Genomic DNA, 24,121 nt, shown 5'->3' on the forward strand with positions numbered 1-24,121 from the left:
AAACGATTATTGAGCGTTACACTCAATTGATCCGCTTGTATGCGGCCAGCGAGACTCGTTTTCGCACGGGTGCGCCGATCAACGGCATCTTCACGGCAGCCGAAGCCCCCATCAATGGCCCAATTACCTTTGGACCTGCCTTTACCAATGTCAATTCTAATTTTGGACCGTTCATTGGAGAAAATTCACGGGCGGCCGTTTTGATTCACGAAGGCGTACACGTATTTGATCGGATTTCTGGCCGGAGTGATACGCATATTTCGGAGTTCGAAGCCGCCTATAACAGGCAATCCGCCGACTTATCCCTGCACAATCCGAGTTCTTATGCAGGCTTTGCGGCCCATATTGATCTTAAGCGTGACCCCAATCCGCGTTTTGGACTTGGCCAGGGGTCACGTGGTTTGTAAAAAACGTGCCGTAACCTCCAGCCCAGTAATCCAGTGCACCAGTAGGAATACTCCCGATGATGCTTTATCATCAATCGGTATCCGCTCCACGGGAGTAGAGACTGGCGGTTTCCGTCCAATCGCCACCCACCAGGGGGCTTCATGCTATGTCAATGACCAGTCCTGAAATAAGGAACTGGATTATTTTGACAAGCCATTCAGCAGCACATGTTTACACGTAGCGTTGTGGCCTGCTCCAATCAAACCAATCTGCTGACTGGATAAGGGGTGTACTCGGCGAGTTTGAATTTTCTCCTCATTGATGTAAAAGTCAATGAGGCCTCCATTTTTTGTAATCTTAAGTTTATTAATATTCTTGTCAATAAACTGATTAAATACAAAATCTTCAGGATTTATTGGCTTTTTATCCTGTACGTACTGAACAATAAACTGAGAGAAGTTATTTATCTGGAAGACGTAGTACTGATCAACCTCTCCGCCAACCATACTGCCTGCGCTTGGCGGATTATCGCCTGTACTTTCTATAGTCGACTCTAACGTAAAATCACTCCCCTTGAGGTCAATCGGGGTTATAACCAGACAACGGTCAACAAAATCCAGGACGGGTCAAGACAGATTTCGTTCAATAAAAGGCAAGCTAAAACTATTTATTGAACTCGTATTGCACTATAAATGAAAACACATTACTATAAGAGGAGCAATTTTTGAAATCGTTCACGAAAACCTCCCGATGATTCCGGACAAGACAATTAGCATAATAATTCCAACCTGCTTAGAACCCTGTACAGTAGGTACCATGTCATAAGATTTTGTTCAGTTGACTGATTCTTAACTATGATTAGTGAACTAGATCCTTTTCATTTCCCCCTTTCTATGCAGTAAGCCCCAGTCAATCATGGCATCAATAACCGTAATAATATTTTGGCCAGATTCTGTTAAGGTATACGCCACTAAAACAGGGGGGTGATTGGTTACCTTACGTTCTATCATACCATTGATCTCCAGTTCTTTCAGCTCCTTTGATAACATCCTGGGTGTTATCCCTTCTAGGCTGTCCAACAAATCTTTAAACCTGTTTTTTTTGTAAAACAGGGCGGCAATAATGGGCAGTTTCCATTTGCCGCTGACAACATTCATCGTGTCTGTTAAGGCAAGGGTGAATTGTCGGGGACACTGATTTACCTCTGCCTGTTCTATTAACTCTCTAAAACTACTCATAATCAGTCGATTATTGAATTACTATACTAAAGTATATCGGTTAGCACCCATACCGAATTTAGTTTTGCATCACATTCAACCAAACACAAACTATGATTCTTGTTACAGGGGCAACAGGACAATTGGGTGCTAAAGCCATTGACCATTTATTGACCAAAGGCGTTAAGGCTGCTGACATAGCGGCATTCGTTAGAGATGCCGCAAAAGCACAACGCTTAACCGAAAAAGGAATTCAGGTACGAGTGGGTGATTACACGGATTACGATTCGTTAGTGAACGCGTTTACGGGTGTTGATAAGCTGTTATTGGTGTCCAGCAACGACAGAGAGGCCGTTGAAAACCGAACGGCTCACCACATTAATGTAATCAAAGCCGCCCAACAAGCCAACATTAAGCATATCGTTTACACCTCTTTTGTCAGAAAACCAACGTTTGCCGAAACGGCCATAGCCTCTTTTCAACACGCTCATGTTGAGTCAGAACAGTTTCTAAAAAATAGTGGCCTTGCCTATACTATATTGCAAAACGGCATTTATTTGGAGATGATTCCAGTTTTTGTTGGCGGCAACGTAGCCCAAACAGGGGTTATCCTGTTTCCTGCCCAGTCAGGTAAAGCTAGTTGGGTGCTTCGAGACGAATTGGCCGAAGCTACTGCTCATGTGTTGACGACCAAAGGCCATGAACAGAAGATCTATCCACTGACGAATACAGAATCGGTTTCTTTTGACAAAATAGCCACCGATTTGTCGGCTACCTTAGGGAAAGATATCCAGTATATATCTCCACCGGTCGATGAATTTGAATCCATTCTAAAAAAAGCAGGTGTGCCCGATTTGTATATAGGGATGTTTATGATGTGGGCTGTGGCACAAGCACAGGACGCCTTAAATGTAGAAGATACTACGTTAGCGACTTTTTTAGGCAGAAAACCGACGAGTGTCAAGCAGTTTATCAATACGATCTACGGTTAAGCTGTTCTTACCCGCTCACCTACCGCTTACTTCAGAACAAAAACTGTTTACTAGCTTCAGGTGGTTATGTGTAGGCAACTAGTCCAAAATCTTACTGAATTTACTTTATTTTACTGGACACGACTCAAATTAATCTTGATCTAGTGTCCAGTAAACTAGAGTAAATCCATTAGACAGTTTGTTGTGGCAATAGTCACTTATCAATCAGAATTAAAATGTAACCTATTTTGCCTAATTTGCATAGATTAGTTCATTTGTGATCGTTCATAAAAAGGTCAATGATCATCATTAACTGAACTTGTCGTAATCAGCTACCAAAACCGTTCAATTAAACGTCCGAATCATTTCCGGACAAGACATCTGACTTTTAAGCCCAAAACACACGACAATTAGTCCGTTTCCCTGAATAAACTTCAATCCCAATACCGGCAGCTCATTGACTAACTGCCCCCTGACCATGGCCATTACTCGACAAAGCGCCGGTGACGGGTAGCGGTGGGGGTAGGAAAGTCCGAGGGGATGGGGATGTCGACTTTGCCGGTGGCAGCCCACTGGGCACCTCGTTGCAGGCAGGTGATGAACCCAACACATTCCACCGAATAATCCATATGACCCAGGGGGGTGTGGAAAATCCGGCCTTGCCCGTAATTGATCGTCATCAGCATCGGTTCGTGACGATCGGTGCCTTTATTTTGTTTTGACGAGTAGGCCGTGGCCAGCACCTGCAGGTGCTCGGCAGGTCCCCGCAGGCGGTCGTACAGCTCATCTTTGGTGTGCATCCAGGTCAGGGGCATGCCTTGGGTGATGGGATGGCTGGCTTGCCGAATCTTTATCTGAATCTCCTGCTGCGCCCCGTGCGATCCGGCCTGTCCGGGTTGGGGGTCTCGCATCAGGGCCCCTTCGTTGGTGTAGTACACATAAGGACCGTCTTTCTCGGTGCGATCCCCCCACCCGCCCAGGCCGATCATTTTGTTGTAGGCGGGCCAGCGGGGAAACGAGTTATCGGCCGCATGGATGACGACCAGACCGCCCCCCTTTTTGATAAACGTGTCAAAATCACGCTGGGTCTCATCGGACCAGGGGGCGGCCTCCCAGCCAAAATTGCAGACCACCAGGTCATAGCTGGCGAAGTCAGGATGGAAGCTGGAATCGGCTCGGGGTTTGGATAAGGCTTTAGTCGCCCGGACACCGGGAATTCTATATTTTTCCATCAACTCATCGCCATTCCAGGTATAGTACGAGCGCTGTACATCGACCGAAAACTTACCCGTCTCTTCCAGGTAGCGCTTGATCATAAAGGTGATTTTGGGCCATTGCTCGTGATTGTTCTGGCCGTCGACGATGAGCGTGCGAATGAGGTTAAGCTTTTGGTTTTGGGGTGCCTGAGCCTGAACAGAATGCACCCCAAGGAGTAGCAGGAGTAGACTAGCAAAGAGGGATTTCATGATCATTTGGTGAGTAAGGGACGTGGATCATAACGGCTCTGGGTCCGTCACACCGTATGTGCACAAGGGGGCACTAGTCTTCAAACCAAGTACTGACTTGAATCTACTTTTATCGAATGCTGTTTCTGCCTACCCTCCCGCTCTGAAGCAACAAATTCGTTCGCTCGACTGGGCAACAGGTCATATGGGTTTATTAGTGCTTACTGGTGATCGGGTATGCTACAAATTGCGTTGAGCAGGCACTATACATTATCCGCTCAAGTAAACCTCCCATTTACTCGTCCCACTGGGATGAATAATCATGCCATTGTTCGAGTAAGAAATCCGCCAAATCAGCCCCGGCAGCTCGTTCGTCGTCCGTTGCATTATCTTCCAGATAGGTTGACACGGTAATCTGAAATCCTTGCGCCAGCAGTTCACCGGCGACCCGGTTCCAGCGGTCAAAGGCACTTCCATCTTTCGACAAGTCAGGAAATAACTCAATGCGTCGGCCGCGCAACGGGGCCAGCCGTTCAGCATTCAAATACGACAACGCCCCCACGGCCATCCAGATAAAGCCGGGAAAATAAGGCGTACTGATAACCGCCGTTTTAGGCGCTTCTACAATGGCAATTGGCTGATCGGTGTCGGCGGTTAGGAGTTGCGGCAACCCGAATAAACAAGGCGATTTCTGCACCTCGTTTCGCTCGTCCAGATAGGCCATCAGCCAGGCCGGGTAAGGCTGGTTCAGTTCATCACACCGGCGGGCATAGGAGGAATGGACCCAGGTGGTTCGGCTTCGCTTCTCACCCGCTTTGATCACGTAGTTGACGGTGTGAAACGTATCATCAAACAACTTGATCTGCCCGCCCCGTATGCGTTGCCACTCATCGATAAACCAGAACACACAAGCCCCCGGCCAGCGGCCAGAGGTACCAATGTTGAACCGGTTTAACAGATCGTTGGCAACGGTATCCCCAAAACGACGACGTAGCAACCTGGCAAACTGATTGCGTTCATAATGGCCCAGCGATTGAGTAAACACCTCCTCAGGAATGGTGCAAAGCGGACTGGCTGGTTGGGTTGGGATGAAATGTACGGGTCCAACTGGGCGGTTCGATGGGGATGATTTGTCGAACAGGAAGTTCGCAACATGTTCGGCCTGCTCAAGACTGGCTCCTTCCCGCTGCATAAGCTGGGTAATGATATTCTGTTTCAATAGGCCCGCGTGCTTCTGGCGGGCTGCTATGGTAAACCAGTTTTTGGGGATGGGACCCACACTAGTCTGGGCCTTCATCTGCTCGTAGTAAGACAGACCGGACGCGCCTTTGTGGTACGGGTTGAGGTGATAGCCACAATTGCTTTCCCGGTCGCAGCGGCCGTACATGTCGGGCAAGAGTTCGCCTGTTTGGGTGTCGATATAGCGACTTAATGTTTTACGGTGTTTAGGGCCGCAACTCGGGCAATCGGATTTAATGGCCTTTTTGGGTAGCTGATAACGGAACGTATTGGTCGGCATGGAGGTAAAACTAAAAATTGGTTCCCAGCTAACGTTCCTAGCGCCTTTTCGGTATGCTGATACAGGGTATCATTTTCTTATCAAATGCGGTAGTTGGCCAGTCCCCAGCTTGGCTACGTTTGCTTACTGGCTTATCCAGTCAATAGCCTGCTCCCGTTCGGAAAAGAGAAACACCTGTATAGTCAAGCCTGGAAACAGATTTCCCAGTTTGGCCAGTGAGCCTACCCACTCTTTATCGGTGACGACGGCTGCTTTCTCAAAGGCACTCAGATACGTAGCATCGGCGTTGAGGTCTTCCCAAAAAGCTTTCGGTGAAATCGAACCTACACTGATGTACTCCGCATAGGCTCGTAAGTTGGTCGGATACTGGGCTACTTTCCGTTTTACCTCATCAATCAGCGGCCGTATATCGTATATCGTATATCGTATATCGATATATCGCCATCGATGCGATAGCCTACTATCCGCTCATCCTTAAGATCAATCGTCTGAATCATGATAGGGTTGGTTTTTGCAATGAAGTAATCGAATCCAGGCTACGGTCAGCTTAACAAAAAAAGCCCCGCTGGGTGGACCATCGGGGCTTGAGACGCTTACTGAATTATAAACGCTGTTTTGGCCCTTTTATTGTGTACTCTGAAACAGAGTAAGGCTTATTTAGCATTATATTTTAGTGATTGAGACGGTACATGTAGCTACTTCCCAGTTTTATTGCAAGCGTTATGAGCACCCATCAACCTGAACGTATCATCTCCGGGGGCCAGACGGGCATCGACCAACTGGGGCTGGAAGTCGCCCGGTCGCTGGGTATTCCAACCGGTGGCCTGGCGCCCAGGATGTTGATAGTTGAGTTCTGGTTCTATATCTACTGCCGAGTTAGTCTATGAATGAGAAATCAACCCAGGAAGGATGGGTTCTTTTGCGATTAGCTTTGCAAACCAATCAACTTCAGGAAGTAAAAGACAACGAGACCGCCGAAAAGCAAGCGAAGTCCCGTTTGAATGAACGGCATCAACGCGAGATGGCCCAAATTAGTCTTTTTCTCCAGCCTATTGGGTGGACTAAAGCGATTGCCCGGTACTCAGCTCAACAAGCGGAGCGCCTTTTTCTTCACAAAACCCGACGAGCGGCCATCTTACTGCGCCAACGAAAGGAAGTGACTGACCTGGAGCAGTGGATCAATCAACAGCGTGAGCAATCGACGGATATCGCCCTGTTCAATCAACTCCAGGCGCTCTTTAGCTGGTCGCTCACCACTCAACAACGGCAGTCCTATCACCAGGCCTTAAGCCAGAGCGATACCCTCATCATCACGGATGCACAAAAACTAATTTTATGGACGAGCCAAAGCTTTTTGAGCTTAACTGGTCATCGGCCGAGCGAGGTGGTGGGCCAGAGTCCCCAGATGCTCCAGGGACCAGCTACCGATGAGGCAGTTTTGGGCTATATTCGGGACCAGCTGAGACGGGTTCAACCGGTGGAAGTGGAGTTACTAAATTACCACAAAGGGGGTACGTCTTATGTATGTCATATGCGGATTGAGCCCTTGTATAGCCGTCAAGGGGCCTTGACTCATTACTCATCTGTTGAACGCTACGTCATGTCAGCCGACTCGTAAACTACGCGTACTGTTCCTGTTACACAATCCATGTGAAGCGATTAGTCTAAAATCAACCCCTCACTATAAGCTCTGAATACAGGTCCAACTGTCGGTTGGAAAATGGTGAAGACAGTTGCTGAACGATCCGTGATCAGGTTCGTTGCTGCCAAAGCCCTTCAAGAAAGTAGCGTACAGTAGTAACTAGCGTAGATCTTGAGGTGAATAGACTGAGTTTTACTGGATGTCGGTGAAGGTATGTTTAGTCCTAGTGGTAATAGCGAAGCGTATGCTACGGCTAGTACCGCGGTGGCGTACCACTTGACAATTAGTAAAACCAGCCGTTTAATGAAAAGCCTGAATGGGCCTTTACAGGGATACTCGTCGTCTCATGTGGCAGCGAATTGTGAGACAGTGATTTTTTAATATTTGTCCAACGCCATCAGTCGCATACGCTAGCCATCACACATGCCCGCGTTGTCAGCAAACCGAACGGGTTGAAGCCATTAAGACACAACGCCGAACATACTATATTTTCCGCAAAATGATTCGGAGTTTAATTGAAGGGGATCGGGTAGGCGGATAGGATGCAAAGTTTCTACATATCAATCTGTAGCCTACGAATGCCTCTTACGCTACGTAGGCGAACCTATTGTCTTCGGCTGAGCTGTTAACACACGAGGAAGATCATGTTTACCTTGACCTCTCAGGTACTGCGTCCAGTTAAATGGAGCAGGTCCAAGACCAGATTTATACGCGCAAGCCTGCTTAGACACTAGCTTTCCTTAATTTTCTGTCGATGCAACATACCCCAGTCAATCATCGACTGAATCATCGGAACAAGGGTTTTACAATAGTCCGTGACTTCGTATTCGATACGCACAGGTGTTTCGGCATAGACGGTTCGGGTGATTAATCGATTCATTTCCATCTCTTTCAGTTCACGGGCAAGCATCCTAGATGTAATGCCGGTCACACTGCGTTCTATTTCTCGAAAACGTTGACGATTGGCCGAACAGATCGCATGGATAATGGGTATTTTCCATTTACCGCCAATGACGTAAAGCGTATCCAGCAACGCGTCAAATTCTTTAGCTTTTGTCGATTGATCAATGTCGCGTACCATACTTAATACGTGCTATACTCGGTTATACCGCTTACAAATGTATAGCAAGTATAACCTACATTTGATGAATTAACGACAAGGATGAAAAAATTTGACAATAAGATAGCCGTCATTACCGGTGGAAATAGTGGCATGGGGTATGGAACCGCTAAGGTTCTGAAGGAAATGGGTGCTACCGTTATTATTACCGGAAGGAGACAAGAGGCTATTGATCAAGCCGCCCAAGAACTGGGTGTTATCGCCATTTTATCCGATCAGGCAAAGCTGGAGGATATCGATAGGCTGGTCAGCGAGGTGACAGAAAAATTTGGGAAGGTTGACATCCTCTATATCAATGCGGGCGTATCCGGTACATCGTCAATTGAACGGGAAACACCCGAAAACTTCGACACGATCAACAACATTAATTATAAGGGCGTTTTCTTCACGTTGAGCAAATTCATTCCCTATCTTAACGATGGCGCTTCCGTTGTCGTTTTATCCTCTGTCCTGGCTTCTACGGTAAGCCCAGGTTTGAGTGTTTACAGCGCCAGCAAAGCGGCGGTTAATTCGATCGTCAAAACAGCGGCCTTGGAACTGGCATCCAGAAAGATAAGGGTGAATTCGATTAGTCCGGGCGCCATTGATACCGAATTATTTAGCAAAATGGGCATGGCTGATGAGGCCTTAAATGGCCTGACTGACTACCTGATTAGCTTGACGCCTTTGGGCCGTATCGGAAAGCCTAAGGAAATAGGTCAACTCGTTGCCTTCCTGTCCAGTGATGAAGCCTCATTCATTACCGGTTCAGATCATATTATTGATGGTGGATCGACGCTTCTTTGAGCGATTTAATAAATCAAAATCGTACCAGTCGCCAAAAGCCCCCAGTTTGTTAGCGGTAATACGCTAACAAACTGGGGGCTTTTATTTACATGGCAATGTGCTATTTTATGCCAATGATCTACGACCGTATTACCAAATGGGCAAGAGGGTAAGAGCAGTCTTAAAAGTCAGTAACGTTCACAACGGGTAGTGAGGTCAATAACGCTGCACCATAGGCCGAAGCCGGCGATTGAAACCCAGTTTTTACTGATCCGTTCAGGACGCGGCTTACAATCTCGACGGCGGATGAAGCCGTCGGCATATAACCGGCCGGCATATCGGCCATCGACCTGACTATAGTTCCGTCTTCACCGGTAACTTCTATCAGAATCGTACTTCGTTCAGTTGTTAAATCTGCCGGGGAATGTCCTTCTGTCAAAACACCTTCCTTGGCCGAGTTTGCCGGGAGCGCCAGTTTAAAATATTCCTCAATATCAGGAATACCCGTTGATTTGAAACTGAGCACGACGCCACCCAATGGCAGTAAAGAAAACTCCTCCGGGCCGTTGCCAACATCAAATGAAGCCGATTGAGCTTCACTTAATTTTATTAGCTCCCCATTTTTCCTGACCAATAGCCCTGCGCCAATAATATTAGCACTGCTGGCCACCGAACCCGGTGTAAACCCGCCCGAATAGGTAAACGCTACCCGAAGGGCAACCGGATTTTTTACCCGTTGAGCCGTATGGACAACCAATGGATCATACGTCGTAAATAAGCCTGATCCGGACATTACCATGATACCTGCTGCAGTGGCGGCAGCATCTTTACGTTCGGCCAGACGATAAATATCCACTTCCGCAGTAATATCGACGTAATGCACTTTAAATGTAATGCAGGCATCCATCGCCTGATTTGCCGTTTGGCTGAACGGACCTGCAATATTTAGCAAGGCTGTTTTACCTTCTAAACCTTTCTCCCATCCGTCAATATCATCAACAGAAAATACATGATAGGGAACAGTCAATTCAGCTGATAGCGCGGCTAACTTATCTTTGTTTCTGCCTGCAATGTCGAAGTCGAGACCGCGTCGGGCTGCTTCATGGACAACCAAACTGCCGGTGAATCCGGTTGCTCCGTAAATCAGTAGTTTGCCTTGCGTGGTGTTACTTATAGTTGTCATAAAGGAATTATCAACATGTTGAGGATTTTGAATGGTCGATCCATGCCGAATTTCCCGGAAACACGCTTAATTGTTTACCGATTGCCGGTACTCAAGTGGGGAAATTTTAGTTTTGCTTTTGAAAAGTTTGTTGAAAGATTGGGGATACTCAAAACCGAGTTGATAGGCAATTTCAGCAATCGTCGCATTGGTGGTGCTCAAAATATCCTTTGCCCTATCAATCAGTTTATTATGAATATGTTGCTGGGTCGTTTGTCCCGTAAGCGAACGAAGCATATCGCTCAGGTAACGGGGTGAAACGTTGAGGTGATCGGCTAGTTGCTGCACCGTTGGCGGTCCTTCGAACAGCGATTTTTCTGCTTCAAAAAAATCAGCCAGATACGATTCCATTTCGACGATCAAATCATTATGGACTACTTTGCGGGTGATGAACTGGCGATTGTAAAAACGATTACTATAATTCAGCAGCAGTTCTATTTGCGTCACCAGAACATCCTGGCTGAAATGATCGATGTTCGTATCCAGCTCTATCGCTATTGCATCAAATACCGGAAAAATAAGCTTCTTTTCCTTGTCGGATAAATACAATGCTTCGGCAACGGAATAAGCGAAAAAACCATATTTGCCGATGTGTTTTCCAAGTGGATAGTTGCGGATGAAATCCGGATGGAACAACAATGTATAACCGCTGTAATCTTTTTCTTCTTCGGCAGCCGCTATCACCTGGTTCGGGGCCGTAAACGAAAGGCCACCTTCTTCAAAATCATAGTATCCTTGCCCGTACCGGATTTGCCCGGCAAAATGTTTTTTGAAGGATATTTTGTAAAAATTCAGTACATAACCTTTGCCAAGATGCTCGGTGTCTGCCCGTATATCTTGATAATCAACCAGCGCTACCAGCGGATGCATAGGTTTGGGAAGCTGCAAAAACCGGAGCAGTTCGGATATGCTTTGAATGAGGTGCGGAGAGTGCTCCTTTTTCATGAGTGAGCGCTTTTTAGCTGGTGGTAAATAGGATATATAGTCCAGGAAACTGTTCCCTGATCGATTAAATCATGCACAGGAGAATCGGCAAGTTCATTCAGCAGCTTATGCAGGGCATTGGTTCCATCGGCCTGTGAGTTCCAGATCAGGGCATCGATAATTGTGCCGTCCGGTTGCCCGGCAATATGCCTGGATTGAAAACCCGGTTGCTTTTTTAGCCAGACATCCACCTCCGCATTAGCAGCCATAAAGTCCTGGTATGTTTTTCCCTTTGCCAATGTAAAGGTGGTCATCTCTAAACCACCGGGTTGTTTTGTCGCTGACATGTTTTTGGGGTTAATAGGGTTGAGCCGTTGGCCGAATAATCAGTTCACTAATGTCAATATCCTGCGGCTGACTCATGGCATACGCCACGGCATGGGCAATTGCATCCGCTGAAATGGCCATACCTTCCATCCCCTTTACCATTTCTTTTGCGTAAGGATCCGTGATCGCCTGGGTGAGTTCAGACTGAATGACACCCGGCGAGATGATGGTTGTTCGGATGTTGTAGGGTTTGACCTCCTGGCGTAATCCTTCCGAAAGCGCCCGGACGGCAAACTTAGTGGCTGAATACACCGCACTGGTCGGATCTACCCGGTGGCCAGACAAGGAGGAAACATTAATAAAATGACCTTCTTTGCGGGCTTTGAAATAAGGCAGTGCAGCGCCTATTCCATAAAGTATGCCCTTCAGGTTGGTATCGATCATGGCATCCCACTCCTCAAAGCGCAGTTCTTCCAGTTTGGATAACAACATCACCCCGGCATTATTGATCATCACATCCACCTGGCCAAAGGTATCCAATGTATGCTGGATGAGCCCATTAACCGATTCTTTTTGTGTAACGTCGGTGAGCCATACACTTGCGTTTCCCCCCTGAAAGGTAATCTGACTTTGCAGCTCGTCTAATTTATCCATCCGGCGTGCGCCCAGACTAACAATAACCCCCTGACTGGCCAGATACGTTGCGATGGCCTTGCCGATGCCGCTGCTTGCTCCGGTAATAACGGCCACTTTACCTCCTAAATTTATAGTTTTCATACGTAGTTGATTTTGTAAAGTGCACTGATTTGTTCACTATGCGCCTGCAGACCGATTTGTCGACGAGTTTCATCAGCCGCTACCGCATCCGGGCCAGCCAGATACCGGAGTTGTAATTTGTTATCGGTGGCCGCTTCATAGATGATTTCGGCCATGGCTGCGGGATCGGAAAAGATGACATTTGTACTGCCATCGTCAAAGCCGGCAATCATCTTGTTCCAAAGGGGCGTGTAAGCCTCATGCGCGACATACGTCAGCGAACGCCCCACGTAATCCGTATTCATCGCTCCGGGAGCAATGGTTTTAAAGCGAATGCCAAATTGATCAGTTTCGTAGTTCATGGCCTCGCTCCAGCCTTCCAGGGCAAATTTTGTGGCGCTATAAATGGAGGCCAGTGGATTGGCCGCTATGCCAGCAGCCGATGTAATGGTCAGAAATAGCCCCTTCTTGTGGTGCTCTCTAAAATAGGTAATAAAAGGCTGGGACACCCGAAATACGCCCAGTAAGTTGGTATCCAGTTGGCGCTTGATTTGATCCAGCGTGTAGGCTTCAAATCCGCCCACGAGTCCGAAGCCGGCATTATTGAGGACTACATCGACCCCCATTTCTAGGGCTTTCTGAATAGTTTGGCTCACCTGGTCGGCCTGGGTTACATCTAACGGTAAGAGGGTCACCCGATCCAATTGAGTAAGCTCGGTTTCCTTTTCTGGATGGCGCATCGTGGCGATGACGTGCCAACCCTTGGCCTGAAATAAGTTAGCGGCTGCTTTTCCCAGTCCGGATGAGGCTCCGGTAATGAAGATGGTTTGCATAATTCGTTTGTAGAGTTCCATGCAAAGGTCCACGGCTACCGCTTGATCCCTGTATCCATATTGGTCAATGGTGTGTCCAATAAAACGGGGTACTGTTTTATAAAGAAGAAACTGCGATTTAGAAAGGGATGGACGTCTTTTTGACAGAAAGACAATAGCAGGACTTAACCTAACCAGGTAGGTCATCAACTAAAAGTGGACAGTTGTGGGTGATGTTTTTTGAACGTTATATCAACGTGACAAAAGGATCACTGTCTTGTTCTGGCGTATGCTACGGCTAGTACCGCGGTGGCGTACCACTTGACAGTTATTAAGACAATCCATCTCTAAAAATGCCCGGTTATCTGAGACGATACATGTAACCTTCTTCGTCTCAAGAGGGAGCGTTTGCTGAGAAATAACAGGATATCCACCGCCAAACAGGATTTATGAAAACAGGGGCATTAGTGCTACCGATTCAGTTATATGTATAAATGCTTTTCGCCTCGCAGGGCGCGTTCCGCTAAAATCATGATCTTCAGATAAAAGTTGTCCAGCGAGGGGACAAAGTCAGTTTTTATAATGTCGAAAATCGTTGGTTCGACTGCCCCATTTGGATTCAATCTCAATCCTGGGGCTGAGATCTTCTCAAGTTCGTCTGTAAACAGCGCAATGCCTTCCTGAACAGGTACAGCTACCAGGCCCGCTACTTCTCCCAATGCCATGCTATAATCCAGTAAACTTCGCCTATCGACTAAAAAGTAGACATCTTGGAATTCATAATTTAACGATGCTGGATCAAATTCATTCACGCACACGCGTAACCCTAATGGAATGAGGTCCGCTTCGGTCACCATAATCCCTAACTCTTCCTTGAGTTCACGAAGCCCACCTTCAATCCCTTCCCCTGCCATGTAATGCCCGGCGGCAGACGTATCGAATTTGCCGGGCCAGCTTTTGACGAAAGGATCTCTTTGTTGAAGCAAAATATAGTCTTCGCCCTTGGAGTCGGTATAGATTATCCAGCAATGAAACGATTTGTGCCAGTAACCATTTTTATGGACCTCACTTTTTGGCTTTATTAGGCCTGAAGCCTCACTAGTAGGCTTGTACACATCAAAGTACTCTTCCATTTGATTTAGTTTAAGCTTAAAAGTAATGCTTGATTTGTTTCGCCTTATAGCTCATTGGAGGCCACTTGGGCGTTTCAATGGGCCATTGGTTTGTGGCTAGTTTAACGCTTAGGTTGGATTAATTGAAGTCGAATTATCCAGATGGCCTGTTGACTTAGTATTGCCCAATAACGATGGGCACTTAGTGAGCCGATGTACGTGTAGGTAGCGAATAGACTTAACCGTAGACGTTTATTAAGTTACCTCTGAATAACTAGTTGTTGTCAGCTTAAACTTAAGGCAATTATGCCACCTAAAATTAATCCACTTGCCATGAGCCTCCTTCGTCCATCTTCCTCATCGAATACTCTTGACCCCATAAAAACGCCTACTAAAATACTGGTTTCCCGGGCGGGTGCCACGACGGTTAAGGGCGCATATTTGAGTGCTTCCAAGACCAGTATGTAAGCGGCAGGGCTCAAGATAGCGATGGCTAGAATGAGCCACTTATGGAGCTTTATTTCTCGTTTTAGCTCGTCTTGTTTAGAAACTATGAAGGGAAAAAGCAGAACAGCGCCAAACAGATTGGTGCCCAAGGTGAGTGGTAATGGCGATAGACTATAGGTTTTGACAGCAATGGTATCATTCAATGTGTATAAAGCAATGAACAAACCCGTGAGCACGCCGTAGGTGATACCGGGTAGTAGTTTCTGGTTGTCTTCTTTCTTAAAGCTCAGGCCGGTGATCAGCAGCACGCCTGCGATAATAAGAAACAAGCCAAGCGTGGCCGTTATTCTCAGGGGTTCGTGTAAGAATACAATCGCCACGATGGATGAAAACAGCGGTCCTGATCCGCGGGCCAGGGGGTAGACCACGGAAAGATCAGCCCTTCGATATCCCTTTTGTAAGACAATATAGTAACCGAGATGCAGGATGGCGCTGCTCAACGAAAACCACAGGAGTGGTGGTGAATTAATGGCAACGCCCTGGTTCATTTGAAAGAGGAGCAGCGGTAAATACACCGCATTACTGGCGATATACATGAGCCAGATATAAGGCGTTTTACCTTGCGTTTTTTTGGAAAGTAGATTCCAGGAAGCGTGTAAAACCGCAGCCGTGAGTACCAGGGATAAAACGTATAAACTCATTTCGGGTGAGTAAGGGGCTACTTTATAGGTTGTATTCGATGGCCCATTCAGAGTAGCAAGCTAGCAAAAATAGAGTTTAGCTAGCCGATAAATCGTCAATAGGCAGTGCTTTTAGTATACTATAAATCTCCCCATTTAATGAGCAAATGCATGAACGCTCATTCGTCTCATTTTGGGGAACCTTATTTGAGAATACTCATTTTACAATGGCTGCTTAATCGTCTGTTCGCTGTCCAGTGGTACAATTCGGCAAGTCGTGTGGTACCGGATACTGTGGCTCGATTCGGAGCACACATTTCCTTTTCGACTACAATAATCTGACGTTTGGCTACAGTTGTTTTGTAAATGGAGGTGAATTTTGTGCTCCCCAAAAAGACCCAGTAATATGAAGCTAATCGCCATCGAAGAACACTTTCTGACTAAAGCCGTCGAGGATGAGTGGAAAAACGTGGCCGATTCCGACGACCCAACCCACAAATTACATGTCGGCGAGATCGGCAATCGATTACATGAAATCGGCGACACGCGTCTTCGATTGATGAACGAAACCGGCGTTGACGTGCAGGTACTTTCGCTCACCAGTCCGAGTTTACACAATCTAGGCCCTAATAGTGTACCCCTGGCCAGAGTAACGAATGATTACGTGGCGGAAATTGTCAGAAAGACACCCGAACGATTTCAAGGGTTGGCCGCCTTGCCCATGGCGGTGCCCAACCAAGCCGCCAACGAATTAACCCGTTCCGTGACCCAGCTTGGCTTAAAAGGTGCGATGGTATGCGGACGAACTCGGGAGAAAAATCTGGACCATCCCGATTATTGGGAACTCTTTGACTGCGCTCAAACGCTCGGTGTTCCCTTGTTCATCCATCCCCAAATTCCCCAGAAAGCCGTCAGGGATGTTTACTACTCAGGATTTGACGAGCTGACGGACCTAGCCTTTTCAACATTTGGGCTGGGGTGGCACTACGAAGCGGGTATCCAATTTGTTCGGTTAGTATTAGCCAGGGTATTTGACCGATTTCCCAAGCTGCAAATCATCCTCGGCCACTGGGGTGAAGTGATTTTGTTCTACACCGAACGGTTGGCGGCCTTGAACCGAGTCACCAAGCTTGACAAACCCTTTATTGATTACATTCGCCAGAATTTGTATGTAACGGCCAGCGGCATGTTCAGCCAGTCTTACTTGCAACGATCCGTTGACATTATCGGAACTGATCGTATCCTTTTTTCGACTGACTATCCTTACCAATACCGGCCAGGCCGGGAGGCCCGTACCTTTGTCGAAGCAACTAACTTAAGCCCCGAAGACAAGGAAAAATTTTCATTCGCCAATTGGGAACGCTTAACCCGTGTATCTACGAAATGACTAGTTAATCCGGGAACAACACGAAAAATAGGTCTTGACTTTGTCCTATGGAACAACGGCCGATACAACATATCAAAACGATCAGCGAATTTCATCGGCTGAGAGGGCTAGCCCAACCCGAGCATCCGCTGCTCAGCGTGGTGGATTATGCAGAAGTGAAACGACCAGTTGATATTGGCGATGTGAATCTGATGTTTGATTTCTACCAGATTTCGGTGAAACGAGGCATGAACGCTACACTCAAGTACGGCCAGCAGGCCTACGATTTTGAGGAAGGCGTTATGTTTTTCGCGGCTCCTAATCAAGTCCTCAACATCCAACCCAACAGCCTTTCAACAGCCGATCGTTCAGGCTGGATCTTACTGATTCACCCCGATTTCTTTTGGCATACCTCTCTGGCAAAGACGATTAAACAATACGATTTTTTTGGGTATTCGGTGAACGAAGCCTTATGGCTGTCGACTAAAGAAGAAGCAACCATCAATCGCATTATTGACAATATTAAACAGGAGTATACCACCCCGATTGATGCTTTCAGCAAACAGATAATTATCGACCAGATTGAGAGTCTGCTTAGTTACTCGAAGCGGTTTTACCATCGTCAATTCATCACCCGGGAACTATCGAATCATCAGCTATTAGCCCAGTTGGACAACCTCTTGACGAGCTACCTGACTACGGATGATTTGGTTTCCAAAGGCTTGCCAACCGTTCACTATATTGCCGACCAGTTAAACGTGTCGCCAAAATATCTAAGTAACCTACTGAACGTGTTGATCGGACAAAGCACCCAACAGTATATACATAAGAAGTTGATTGAGCAGGCCAAAGAAAAACTGTCGACCACCACGTTATCGGTCAGTGAAGTGTCGTATGGGTTGGGCTTCGAACATTCTCAATCGTTTAATAAGTTCTTTAAAGCGAAAACGAATCAGTCGCCGTTGGAATTCAGACGCTCATTCCAGTGAAGGGGCTATTCACCCTTGGTTCTATTGACAGGTAAACTTTCCTCGTTTTTTTAACGTCTCTTTCCAAAAGTAGATTCCTAAAAACATCTTCATCTCATTTTGGGGAGGGTTTACTGAGAGTATTTCTTTGGAAGTACCAAGCTTATAGTTTACTATCCACTAGCGGATTGGGGCTAGGATGCGTCAACGTTACTCAGCGTTGCAGTCCCTTGTTTAGTAATTCACTCCCCGGATGATCCCGTCAATAACTGCACTAACTGCATGGAGGCATTCTGGCTGTGCATCCAGGCCACCGTGTCCATGGCGACTTGGGCCTCGTCTGAACCCCGGGCCAACATTTGTTTTTCGTAAGTTGCAATAGCCGATTGCGTGTTTAAAAAACTAGGACTGGTCAGGCATTCACTTAACTCCAAAGCATCCAGCATAGCTAAGTTTACCCCTTCCCCCGTGGGGGGCGCGATATGAGCGGCATCACCTAGTACCGTAATACTTGACTGCGCCTCCCAGTGTTGATCAAAAGGCACACAGTATTGGGGACGCACCAGGAACGGTACCCCCGTCTGGTCGAACAACTCAAACCAGACTTGGCCCCAACCCGAAAATTCGTCTTCGAACCAGGCCGACCGTTGGGTTGGGTCTGAAAAATCGATCCCACTAGCTTTAGCCCAGTTTTCCGGCCGTATAAGGCTCACGTAAAAATCGATACTCCCATCGCCTTTAGCCGATACGTGCACATATTTCTCCTCGACATGGGCATAGATTTTTCCGCCTTTCAGCAACTCATACATGGTCGGCGCCCTGACGGAGGCATTCTCCACGTTACCCTGAAGAATGGTCGTACCAGCGTAAAAAGGGGTAATGGGTGTAATCACTGACCGAACTTTGGAGTTGGCCCCATCGGCTCCGATAATCAGATCAGCGAAGGCGGTGATGCCATTCTTAAAGGACAATTGCCAGCCATCACCCACTGGCGAGAGATCTACCAACTGCCTGTCCCAAACAACGGTATCCGCTTGTAGGGAAGCTACTAAAAGACTGCGTAGATCCGCCCGGTCAATTTCGGGTCGAAACAGAGCATCGCCGAACGCTTTTTCCCCGGCCTGGTCATGTTCGTCGTAAATAATGTTCCCCTGCTGATCGACCACCCGTCCTTTATCAGCCCCAGGCCGGTAGGTTTCTTCGAACCGCTTCATTAAACCGGCGGCTTCAATGGCTTTCAGACCAGATTCAACATGCAGGTCGAGCGTAGCCCCCTGCACCCGGATCGCGCTGTTTACATCTCGCTCATAGACGGTAACGGCAATCCCTTTGGCTTGAAGGAGACGGGCGAGTGTTAGCCCACCAGGACCACCCCCAACGATGGCCACTTGTTTATTGGTAATTACTATCGATTTCATGGAAGCAAAATTAGGCGTATGTTTAGGGGTAAAATAGCTTGTTTCGATCAAAAAATAGTCGCAAATGAAAATTAAGGTAGTAGGTCCCGGTTTTATGGCGGCCTTCACGGAGGCTACCGGGGCTCGCCTCCGCGGTCGATTTGTCGATATCCCTCCACACCTGGGGGCGGGCTATATTACAGGCTTTCAGTGGGGTAATGAGCTGCGGATGATGATTCGTCACTACTACTTGAGAGAAGCGGTGGAGATCGATTGGACCAACGAACTGATGCACACCCAGGAGCACATCGTTTTTCGGCTGAGTGGTATTTTTCCCTCCCTGGTGACTCATAGCCAGCCCGTACCATCCGAGCAGCCGTCTATTTTAATCGCCCGGCAGGCTGTTTCATCGCTGGTGTCAATGCCCTCAAATACCAGCTTTGGCAGTGTGACGATTAGCGTTTCCCAAACGTATCTGCGTCAACTTTTTAGTCCTATCGACCATCCCATCGTGAAAACTGTCCTGGAAGCCGGGGACAACTTTATTTTAGAAACCGGCATATCCTCCTCCATTATCCATGCGGCCAGCGGCATAGTAGAACAACCCGTTCCCGAGAGTCTGGAACGCCACTACTACAAACTGAAATGCGAAGAACTGCTGTGTTATACCATGGCCTTGTTGATGGAGCGGGAAGCGCTGCCAATGAGTCGAGTGCACATTGACGACATCAAAGCCCTTTACGCCGTTAAGCATCAGCTACAAGCCTATCTACATGAAGCACCGGCCATTGCTCTTTTAGCTAGCCAAGCGCACATGAGCGAACCCAAGCTGCGTAAGCTTTTCAAGCAAACGTTTGGGAAAGGCGTGTTCGAATACTATCAGTCTATGCGGATGCAAAAAGCGGCTCAGTTACTGAGAGAAAGCGGGTTGACGGTCTCAGAGGTAGGCTACCAGTTAGGGTTTACAAACCTGAGCCACTTTTGCCGGGTATTTGAGCAGCACATGGGCACCAAACCCAAGAAATTTTCAGCTAGGCAAGTGAGCTAGCTAAACTGGCACTGAACCAGACGGCCGACTTCTACCGAACATCTGTTATTTAGAATAACCATTCAACTTGTTCTCACTAAACGCTCCTCAAAATGAGACATCTTTCACCTAACTTTCTTCACCCTTTCAGTTCATCCACGAACCATAAGTATCAAAAGATAGTTACAGCACTATCAAATGAGACTACATGCCCTCGTTGGTAGCGCATCATGGCAACGCAAGCTCCTGCTTACAGTAGCGAACAAAACCCCTTCCCTCAGCCCCTAACGGCTCTTCAACTCATTGACCGCTCTCGCCAGGGACTAATGGGCACTGAGGCCGGACGCATTGCCGGGTTACTAGGAGTTACCGATAAGGAGATGGCTGGGTTACTCAATCAGTCTGTGGCTACTTTCCATAGACAGGCTAAGGCTGGGCGACTCGATGCCTCCACCTCCGAAAAGCTGCTGCTACTGGGTCGATTGGCTGGCTATGGAGCAACCGTTTTCCAGGACCAAGGCAAGTTTAACCGCTGGTTGCGTCGACCCTTACGGCTGTTGGGGGATCGGTCTCCCTTAGATCTGCTGGATAGTCCCACTGGTGTCCAGTTAATCGAAGACATCTTGGGGCGGATTGACTATGGCGTCTTCAGCTAATGGCCATCACTCTGTATCGTATCCAAACCGACGCGCATCGTGACAGCATCCTGGAGGGCATAGGCGCTAAGCTACGGGGTGGGCGCTGGAATGCTAAAGGACGGCCTATGGTCTACACGGCAACTACCCCTGAGCTATGTTTTCTGGAGTACATGGTGCATCTGGATGGTACGCCTTTAGCGGACCTGCCTCCGTTGATTTTATGTGAAATTGCCGTACCCGACCACTCCATAAGCTTTGTAAGCTTGGAAGAACTGCCTCTTGGCTGGGATGATCCCTATGCTACCCCAGTAGGCTTACCGCTTTTTGCTGACCAGCAGTTCGAGCGCTATAAGTGCTTATGTTTGGCCTTGCCTTCAGCTGTCGTTCCTCTGTCACCTTCCCGCAATGTATTGTTAGATCCCTTACGGGCTCAGCGTAGCGAGTGCCACGTTCTATCGATTCAGCCTTACCCAATTGATCCACGTTTACCAACGGCGGCCTTAGCCTAAGTACCAGGGTATTTTTGGTAATATTTTTTTATAAGCTAGTGTTAGCCGTCGCTTTAAAAGGGCGTTTAATGGAACGAACCAAGGGCAGGCACAAAGGCGTAGAGAGCCGGATCTAACACCTCTTTATCTTTAATGGCACTCTGACGCATGGTGCCTTCATACTGGTATCCTGCCTTTTCCAAAACCCGCATCGAAGCAGGGTTTCGCAGGTAGGGAACCGCGTATAAACGCGTGAGCTCGAAGCGTCTAAAGGCATAAGCTGTAAAAGCAATTAATGCCTCACTAATGATTCCCTTTCCCCAATAGGCTCTTCCCAGCCAATAGCCTACTTCGGCCGAGCAGCGCTGAATATCCTCGCCCAAGATCAAACCAATACCCCCTACTGCTTTCCCATTGATGGCGATAGCAAAGTTGGTTTCAGGTTGAACCCCTATCGCAAAGGTTACCCAATCGGCCGCATCAGTTGCCGTATAGGGATAGGGAAAGCGATCCCGAAGGTTCAACCAGATTTCTTTGTCGTTGGCATAATCAGCTAAGTTCAGGGCGTCACTTTCTTGCCAAGACCGAATAGTAAATGTGGTGCAATCAATAGTCATGGTGGAGATTTCAGTGCTCTTGACCAGCGGCCCCGCTCCGGCGTACCCGCCGGAGCGGCCGATTTCGTAGCAAATTGACCGCGCCATGGCGGACCGTTGGTTAACCCCCCCTAGAATTTCCAGTTAAGCCACTACCCATGGAGGTAAAAGTAAGAATTCCAGAATTCGATCTACCCCAACAGAATCTGTACAGGTAAGTTATCTTCGTAAAGCCAGGTTCTTTTTAATCCGGCTCAATGTCTCCGGCGCGATACCAAGGTAAGAGGCAATGAGGTTTTGAGGCACGCGTTCTATCATCTTTGGATTTGATTCAGCCAACTGGACGTACTTTTCTTCGGCGGTGTGGGTGATCGAACTCATCAACCGACGTTCTTTGGTAACAATACTATTTTGATAAAGTATACGGAAATAACGGTCCATGATTGGTACGGCAATCGGTAAGGCTTCATAATCTGCCCGCGATATCATCAACAATTCTGAATCTTCAATCGCATCAATATTGAATACGGCCGGATCACCCGTTAGAAAACTATTGAAATCGGATAACCACCACCCTTCCCAACCAATTACACTCATGTGCTCCTCGCCTTTGTCATCCACATTATACGTACGAAGTAGTCCTTTGGCTATAAAGGTCAGATGCTTGCACACATCACCTTCTTGCAACAGATACTGCCGCTTTCTTAACTTTTTGGGAATAAAAAAGGTCTTTATTGATTCTCTATCCTCACCGGTCAGGGAAACCTTCTCTTGAATGTGTTGAAAAAGCACGTCAATCATAGCTTAATCGATTAATGTCGATAAAGGTAGAAACGCTTGATGCAGATCAACGGCATTACTTGACCCAGGTCAATCTCCATACCTTTTGCGCCTGTTAGCTTTGCAACAGTACAAAGTAAGGATTCAGAAATAGAATTTATGGAAAATATCGCATTAGTAGTTGGGGCAACCGGCATTACCGGAAGTAACCTCGCCGAAAAACTACTAGCAAAAGGATGGATAACGTATGGTCTATCCCGTAACCCGAATACCGACATACCAGGTTTAAAGACCATTTCAGCTGACCTGCTTAACCCGGATGAGCTGGCGGCAAAACTTGTAGATGTTGCCCCCACCCATGTTTTCTTTACAAGCTGGATGCGCAATGACACAGAGGCTGAAAACATTCGTGTTAACAGCGCAATGGTCAGAAATTTACTCAATAGCCTATCCGCAAAGAAATCGGTGCAGCATGTTGCCTTGGTAACCGGACTGAAACATTATTTGGGATCGTTTGAGGCATATGCCAAAGCGGGTACTTTACCTGAAACCCCTGTTCGCGAAGAACACCCAAGGTTGGATCTGGCAAACTTTTATTATGCCCAGGAAGACGAAGTTTATGCGGCGGCTGAACGGGACGGTTTTAGCTGGAGTATTCACAGGCCACATTCCGTAATTGGCAAAGCGGTTGGTAACATCATGAACATAGGGACTACGTTAGCCATTTATGCGGTCATTTGTAAAGAAACAGGAAGGCCCTTTCATTTTCCGGGCTCGGCTGAACAATGGAATGAACTATCGGACGTGACAGACGCAACGATTTTGGCTGAACACATGATTTGGGCCGCTACCACCGAAGCCGCTCATAATGAGGCGTTCAATGTTGCCAATGGCGATGTATTTCGATGGAAATGGCTATGGAAACAAATAGCGGAATGGTTTACCATTGAGCCTACCGGTTTTGATGGGGCTATTCATTCGCTTGAAGAAGAAATGGCAGGCGACGCTCCGGCATGGAAAGAAATAGCGGCCAAATACAGCCTGAAAGAATCGGATATAAACCGACTGGCTTCCGCCTGGCACACGGATCTTGACCTTGGACGGCCAATGGAGGTAATGACGGATATGTCCAAAAGCCGTAAACTTGGTTTCACTGTTTATCAGGATACAAGAGACTCTTTCTTTAATTTATTTGAACAACTTAGATTGGAGCATTTGATCCCTTAAATAGATAGAACACTTGCTGCTGCAAAGGGGTGAAACACACTTTTCACCCCTTTTGCTTTTCAATGCTTGGTTATAAGCTTGGGGTACAGCTCTGTCGTTCGATCAACTATTAAAGAATCAAAGACAGTTTTCCGGCAATACCCCTATGATGGGTATCTAGTATAACTGCCGGGCCGCCCTTTACAAGGTTTACGGATCACCTGCTTTATTTGTCATCAATAAGCAAGGCGTAATTGTTTACACCGCTAGTGGCTATCCGTCCACATTGGCAAACGAAGTTGAACAGAT

Annotated in this window: 27 protein-coding genes; 11 read left to right on the top strand and 16 right to left on the bottom strand. The window is 47.4% G+C overall.

Annotation, left to right across the window (positions count from 1 at the left end; translation table 11 throughout):
• A partial coding sequence (locus BM202_RS37680; protein ID WP_177236800.1) for a M35 family metalloendopeptidase occupies positions 1 to 407 on the top strand: 407 nt, incomplete at its 5' end.
• A gap of 180 nt (positions 408 to 587) precedes the next feature.
• On the opposite strand, the gene BM202_RS33960 is transcribed toward BM202_RS37680, so the two are convergent.
• Both BM202_RS33960 and BM202_RS33965 read right to left on the bottom strand, forming a co-directional pair.
• Positions 588 to 893: a hypothetical protein gene (locus tag BM202_RS33960; protein WP_093834648.1), complete on the bottom strand. Its 306-nt coding sequence runs from the start codon at positions 891 to 893 to the stop codon at positions 588 to 590.
• A 360-nt stretch (positions 894 to 1,253) separates the two neighbouring features.
• Positions 1,254 to 1,625, bottom strand: a complete 372-nt coding sequence (locus BM202_RS33965; protein WP_093834650.1) for a winged helix-turn-helix transcriptional regulator — start codon at positions 1,623 to 1,625, stop codon at positions 1,254 to 1,256.
• Between the two features lie 92 nt (positions 1,626 to 1,717).
• Here BM202_RS33965 and BM202_RS33970 point away from each other — a divergent pair, with 92 nt between their 5' ends.
• On the top strand, positions 1,718 to 2,596 hold the full coding sequence (locus BM202_RS33970) for an SDR family oxidoreductase (protein ID WP_093834652.1): 879 nt from the start codon (positions 1,718 to 1,720) through the stop codon (positions 2,594 to 2,596).
• A gap of 464 nt (positions 2,597 to 3,060) precedes the next feature.
• On the opposite strand, the gene BM202_RS33975 is transcribed toward BM202_RS33970, so the two are convergent.
• The 3 genes from BM202_RS33975 to BM202_RS39250 all read right to left on the bottom strand — a co-directional run bounded on the left by BM202_RS33975 (position 3,061) and on the right by BM202_RS39250 (position 5,974).
• A complete protein-coding gene (locus BM202_RS33975) occupies positions 3,061 to 4,041 on the bottom strand; it encodes a ThuA domain-containing protein (protein ID WP_093834707.1) in 981 nt (326 codons plus the stop codon).
• 274 nt (positions 4,042 to 4,315) lie between these two features.
• Positions 4,316 to 5,539: a DUF6371 domain-containing protein gene (locus tag BM202_RS33980; RefSeq protein ID WP_093834654.1), complete on the bottom strand. Its 1,224-nt coding sequence runs from the start codon at positions 5,537 to 5,539 to the stop codon at positions 4,316 to 4,318.
• Positions 5,540 to 5,662: 123 nt separating this feature from the next.
• A complete protein-coding gene (locus tag BM202_RS39250; protein WP_093834709.1) occupies positions 5,663 to 5,974 on the bottom strand; it encodes a SpoIIAA family protein in 312 nt (103 codons plus the stop codon).
• Between the two features lie 287 nt (positions 5,975 to 6,261).
• Between BM202_RS39250 and BM202_RS36940 the strand changes: the two genes are divergently transcribed.
• Together BM202_RS36940 and BM202_RS33990 are read left to right on the top strand one after the other, a co-directional pair.
• Positions 6,262 to 6,426, top strand: a complete 165-nt coding sequence (locus BM202_RS36940; RefSeq protein WP_143100851.1) for a YpsA SLOG family protein — start codon at positions 6,262 to 6,264, stop codon at positions 6,424 to 6,426.
• Positions 6,423 to 7,157 carry a PAS domain-containing protein gene (locus tag BM202_RS33990; protein WP_093834656.1) on the top strand — a complete coding sequence of 245 codons (735 nt, stop codon included), beginning with the start codon at positions 6,423 to 6,425 and terminating at the stop codon, positions 7,155 to 7,157. The genes BM202_RS36940 and BM202_RS33990 overlap by 4 nt, the downstream gene beginning before the upstream one ends.
• Before the next feature lie 754 nt (positions 7,158 to 7,911).
• Here BM202_RS33990 and BM202_RS33995 read toward each other — a convergent pair.
• Positions 7,912 to 8,262, bottom strand: coding sequence for a winged helix-turn-helix transcriptional regulator (locus tag BM202_RS33995; RefSeq protein ID WP_093834658.1), 351 nt, complete (start codon positions 8,260 to 8,262; stop codon positions 7,912 to 7,914).
• Between the two features lie 81 nt (positions 8,263 to 8,343).
• On the opposite strand from BM202_RS33995, the gene BM202_RS34000 reads away from it, so the two are divergent.
• Complete coding sequence (locus BM202_RS34000; RefSeq protein ID WP_093834660.1) at positions 8,344 to 9,087, top strand: SDR family NAD(P)-dependent oxidoreductase; 744 nt, start codon at positions 8,344 to 8,346, stop codon at positions 9,085 to 9,087.
• A 160-nt stretch (positions 9,088 to 9,247) separates the two neighbouring features.
• On the opposite strand, the gene BM202_RS34005 is transcribed toward BM202_RS34000, so the two are convergent.
• The 7 genes from BM202_RS34005 to BM202_RS34035 form a co-directional block, all read right to left on the bottom strand.
• Positions 9,248 to 10,249: a saccharopine dehydrogenase family protein gene (locus tag BM202_RS34005; RefSeq protein WP_093834661.1), complete on the bottom strand. Its 1,002-nt coding sequence runs from the start codon at positions 10,247 to 10,249 to the stop codon at positions 9,248 to 9,250.
• A 66-nt stretch (positions 10,250 to 10,315) separates the two neighbouring features.
• On the bottom strand, positions 10,316 to 11,233 hold the full coding sequence (locus BM202_RS34010) for a helix-turn-helix domain-containing protein (RefSeq protein ID WP_093834663.1): 918 nt from the start codon (positions 11,231 to 11,233) through the stop codon (positions 10,316 to 10,318).
• Entirely contained in the window at positions 11,230 to 11,559 is a 330-nt protein-coding gene (locus BM202_RS34015; protein ID WP_093834665.1) for a hypothetical protein, read from the bottom strand. The genes BM202_RS34010 and BM202_RS34015 overlap by 4 nt, the downstream gene beginning before the upstream one ends.
• A gap of 10 nt (positions 11,560 to 11,569) precedes the next feature.
• Entirely contained in the window at positions 11,570 to 12,316 is a 747-nt protein-coding gene (locus BM202_RS34020) for an SDR family oxidoreductase (protein WP_093834667.1), read from the bottom strand.
• Complete coding sequence (locus BM202_RS34025) at positions 12,313 to 13,128, bottom strand: SDR family NAD(P)-dependent oxidoreductase (protein WP_177236801.1); 816 nt, start codon at positions 13,126 to 13,128, stop codon at positions 12,313 to 12,315. Before BM202_RS34025 ends, BM202_RS34020 begins: the two co-directional genes overlap by 4 nt.
• Positions 13,129 to 13,589: 461 nt before the next feature.
• Positions 13,590 to 14,240, bottom strand: coding sequence for an NUDIX hydrolase (locus BM202_RS34030; protein WP_093834669.1), 651 nt, complete (start codon positions 14,238 to 14,240; stop codon positions 13,590 to 13,592).
• Between the two features lie 263 nt (positions 14,241 to 14,503).
• Complete coding sequence (locus BM202_RS34035; protein ID WP_093834671.1) at positions 14,504 to 15,367, bottom strand: DMT family transporter; 864 nt, start codon at positions 15,365 to 15,367, stop codon at positions 14,504 to 14,506.
• A gap of 385 nt (positions 15,368 to 15,752) precedes the next feature.
• Between BM202_RS34035 and BM202_RS34040 the strand changes: the two genes are divergently transcribed.
• Together BM202_RS34040 and BM202_RS34045 are read left to right on the top strand one after the other, a co-directional pair.
• Complete coding sequence (locus tag BM202_RS34040) at positions 15,753 to 16,733, top strand: amidohydrolase family protein (RefSeq protein ID WP_093834673.1); 981 nt, start codon at positions 15,753 to 15,755, stop codon at positions 16,731 to 16,733.
• A gap of 47 nt (positions 16,734 to 16,780) precedes the next feature.
• Complete coding sequence (locus BM202_RS34045) at positions 16,781 to 17,701, top strand: helix-turn-helix domain-containing protein (protein WP_093834675.1); 921 nt, start codon at positions 16,781 to 16,783, stop codon at positions 17,699 to 17,701.
• A 221-nt stretch (positions 17,702 to 17,922) separates the two neighbouring features.
• On the opposite strand, the gene BM202_RS34050 is transcribed toward BM202_RS34045, so the two are convergent.
• The gene (locus BM202_RS34050; RefSeq protein WP_093834677.1) at positions 17,923 to 19,098 is read right to left on the bottom strand and encodes an FAD-dependent oxidoreductase; all 1,176 of its coding nucleotides are present in this window, start codon (positions 19,096 to 19,098) and stop codon (positions 17,923 to 17,925) included.
• Positions 19,099 to 19,162: 64 nt separating this feature from the next.
• Between BM202_RS34050 and BM202_RS34055 the strand changes: the two genes are divergently transcribed.
• The 3 genes from BM202_RS34055 to BM202_RS34065 all read left to right on the top strand — a co-directional run bounded on the left by BM202_RS34055 (position 19,163) and on the right by BM202_RS34065 (position 21,251).
• Positions 19,163 to 20,125, top strand: a complete 963-nt coding sequence (locus BM202_RS34055) for a helix-turn-helix transcriptional regulator (RefSeq protein WP_093834679.1) — start codon at positions 19,163 to 19,165, stop codon at positions 20,123 to 20,125.
• A gap of 209 nt (positions 20,126 to 20,334) precedes the next feature.
• Positions 20,335 to 20,760, top strand: coding sequence for a type II RES/Xre toxin-antitoxin system antitoxin (gene parS, locus BM202_RS34060; RefSeq protein WP_093834681.1), 426 nt, complete (start codon positions 20,335 to 20,337; stop codon positions 20,758 to 20,760).
• Positions 20,760 to 21,251, top strand: coding sequence for an RES family NAD+ phosphorylase (locus tag BM202_RS34065; protein WP_093834683.1), 492 nt, complete (start codon positions 20,760 to 20,762; stop codon positions 21,249 to 21,251). Before parS ends, BM202_RS34065 begins: the two co-directional genes overlap by 1 nt.
• Before the next feature lie 65 nt (positions 21,252 to 21,316).
• Here the strand turns inward: BM202_RS34065 and BM202_RS34070 are convergent, their stop codons facing one another.
• Together BM202_RS34070 and BM202_RS34075 are read right to left on the bottom strand one after the other, a co-directional pair.
• Positions 21,317 to 21,934, bottom strand: a complete 618-nt coding sequence (locus tag BM202_RS34070; RefSeq protein WP_317039743.1) for a GNAT family N-acetyltransferase — start codon at positions 21,932 to 21,934, stop codon at positions 21,317 to 21,319.
• A gap of 111 nt (positions 21,935 to 22,045) precedes the next feature.
• Positions 22,046 to 22,627 (bottom strand): Crp/Fnr family transcriptional regulator, encoded by a 582-nt coding sequence (locus BM202_RS34075; RefSeq protein ID WP_093834685.1) that lies wholly within the window; start codon positions 22,625 to 22,627, stop codon positions 22,046 to 22,048.
• Between the two features lie 138 nt (positions 22,628 to 22,765).
• Here BM202_RS34075 and BM202_RS34080 point away from each other — a divergent pair, with 138 nt between their 5' ends.
• Positions 22,766 to 23,833, top strand: a complete 1,068-nt coding sequence (locus BM202_RS34080; protein WP_093834687.1) for an SDR family oxidoreductase — start codon at positions 22,766 to 22,768, stop codon at positions 23,831 to 23,833.
• The last annotated feature ends 288 nt before the right edge of the window (positions 23,834 to 24,121 follow it).

The organism is Spirosoma endophyticum (assembly GCF_900112365.1).
Taxonomy (GTDB): Bacteria; Bacteroidota; Bacteroidia; order Cytophagales; family Spirosomataceae; genus Spirosoma; species Spirosoma endophyticum.

Excerpts from the sequence above, each read along its gene's own strand:
- BM202_RS33975 (WP_093834707.1), bottom strand. The coding sequence starts at position 4,041 with ATGAAATCCCTCTTTGCTAGTCTACTCCTGCTACTCCTTGGGGTGCAT.
- BM202_RS34040 (WP_093834673.1), top strand. The coding sequence starts at position 15,753 with ATGAAGCTAATCGCCATCGAAGAACACTTTCTGACTAAAGCCGTCGAG.
- BM202_RS34035 (WP_093834671.1), bottom strand. The coding sequence starts at position 15,367 with ATGAGTTTATACGTTTTATCCCTGGTACTCACGGCTGCGGTTTTACAC.
- BM202_RS34005 (WP_093834661.1), bottom strand. The coding sequence starts at position 10,249 with ATGACAACTATAAGTAACACCACGCAAGGCAAACTACTGATTTACGGA.
- BM202_RS33965 (WP_093834650.1), bottom strand. The coding sequence starts at position 1,625 with ATGAGTAGTTTTAGAGAGTTAATAGAACAGGCAGAGGTAAATCAGTGT.
- BM202_RS34010 (WP_093834663.1), bottom strand. The coding sequence starts at position 11,233 with ATGAAAAAGGAGCACTCTCCGCACCTCATTCAAAGCATATCCGAACTG.
- BM202_RS34050 (WP_093834677.1), bottom strand. The coding sequence starts at position 19,098 with ATGAAATCGATAGTAATTACCAATAAACAAGTGGCCATCGTTGGGGGT.
- BM202_RS34045 (WP_093834675.1), top strand. The coding sequence starts at position 16,781 with ATGGAACAACGGCCGATACAACATATCAAAACGATCAGCGAATTTCAT.
- BM202_RS34055 (WP_093834679.1), top strand. The coding sequence starts at position 19,163 with ATGAAAATTAAGGTAGTAGGTCCCGGTTTTATGGCGGCCTTCACGGAG.
- BM202_RS34070 (WP_317039743.1), bottom strand. The coding sequence starts at position 21,934 with ATGGCGCGGTCAATTTGCTACGAAATCGGCCGCTCCGGCGGGTACGCC.
- BM202_RS33990 (WP_093834656.1), top strand. The coding sequence starts at position 6,423 with ATGAATGAGAAATCAACCCAGGAAGGATGGGTTCTTTTGCGATTAGCT.
- BM202_RS34000 (WP_093834660.1), top strand. The coding sequence starts at position 8,344 with ATGAAAAAATTTGACAATAAGATAGCCGTCATTACCGGTGGAAATAGT.
- BM202_RS33970 (WP_093834652.1), top strand. The coding sequence starts at position 1,718 with ATGATTCTTGTTACAGGGGCAACAGGACAATTGGGTGCTAAAGCCATT.
- BM202_RS34015 (WP_093834665.1), bottom strand. The coding sequence starts at position 11,559 with ATGTCAGCGACAAAACAACCCGGTGGTTTAGAGATGACCACCTTTACA.
- BM202_RS33960 (WP_093834648.1), bottom strand. The coding sequence starts at position 893 with ATGGTTGGCGGAGAGGTTGATCAGTACTACGTCTTCCAGATAAATAAC.
- BM202_RS34075 (WP_093834685.1), bottom strand. The coding sequence starts at position 22,627 with ATGATTGACGTGCTTTTTCAACACATTCAAGAGAAGGTTTCCCTGACC.
- parS (WP_093834681.1), top strand. The coding sequence starts at position 20,335 with ATGGCAACGCAAGCTCCTGCTTACAGTAGCGAACAAAACCCCTTCCCT.
- BM202_RS34080 (WP_093834687.1), top strand. The coding sequence starts at position 22,766 with ATGGAAAATATCGCATTAGTAGTTGGGGCAACCGGCATTACCGGAAGT.
- BM202_RS33980 (WP_093834654.1), bottom strand. The coding sequence starts at position 5,539 with ATGCCGACCAATACGTTCCGTTATCAGCTACCCAAAAAGGCCATTAAA.
- BM202_RS36940 (WP_143100851.1), top strand. The coding sequence starts at position 6,262 with ATGAGCACCCATCAACCTGAACGTATCATCTCCGGGGGCCAGACGGGC.
- BM202_RS33995 (WP_093834658.1), bottom strand. The coding sequence starts at position 8,262 with ATGGTACGCGACATTGATCAATCGACAAAAGCTAAAGAATTTGACGCG.
- BM202_RS34030 (WP_093834669.1), bottom strand. The coding sequence starts at position 14,240 with ATGGAAGAGTACTTTGATGTGTACAAGCCTACTAGTGAGGCTTCAGGC.
- BM202_RS34065 (WP_093834683.1), top strand. The coding sequence starts at position 20,760 with ATGGCCATCACTCTGTATCGTATCCAAACCGACGCGCATCGTGACAGC.
- BM202_RS34025 (WP_177236801.1), bottom strand. The coding sequence starts at position 13,128 with ATGCAAACCATCTTCATTACCGGAGCCTCATCCGGACTGGGAAAAGCA.
- BM202_RS34020 (WP_093834667.1), bottom strand. The coding sequence starts at position 12,316 with ATGAAAACTATAAATTTAGGAGGTAAAGTGGCCGTTATTACCGGAGCA.